This window comes from Flavobacterium sp. FG19, assembly GCF_057809475.1.
In genome coordinates, this window is the sequence record NZ_JBMDKA010000085.1 from 1 (window position 1) to 447 (window position 447).

General features: G+C 48.5%; 1 pseudogene. It reads right to left on the bottom strand.

What is annotated here, in order from left to right:
- Positions 1–447, bottom strand: a pseudogene (locus tag ACODST_RS27845) (PorP/SprF family type IX secretion system membrane protein); the annotation flags it as partial.

Genomic DNA, 447 nt, shown 5'->3' on the forward strand with positions numbered 1-447 from the left:
CTTTGGCTTCTGCTGCCAGTCTTGCCTGAAGTGCTTCTGCATCTGCTTTAGCTTTGGCATCGGCCGCTAATTTCGCCTGACGTGCTTCTTCTGCTTGTTTGGCTTGTAAAGCTTCTGCATCCGCTTTGGCTTTGGCATCGGCCGCTAACTTAGCCTGAAGTGCTTCTGCATCCGCTTTGGCTTTTGCATCAGCTGCTAATTTCGCCTGACGTGCTTCTTCTGCTTCTCTTAATTGTTTTGCTTCAGCATCGGCCTTGGCTTTGGCAGTAGCTTCAGCATCCGCTTTTACTTTAGCATCCGCAATTAATTTAGCCTGTAACGCTTCCATATCTGCTTTGGCTTTAGCATCTGCTGCTAATTTCGCCTGACGTGCTTCTTCTTCTTGTTTCACCTTTAAGGCTTCCGCATCTGCTTTCGCTTTGGCTTCTGCAGCCAGTCTTGCCTGAA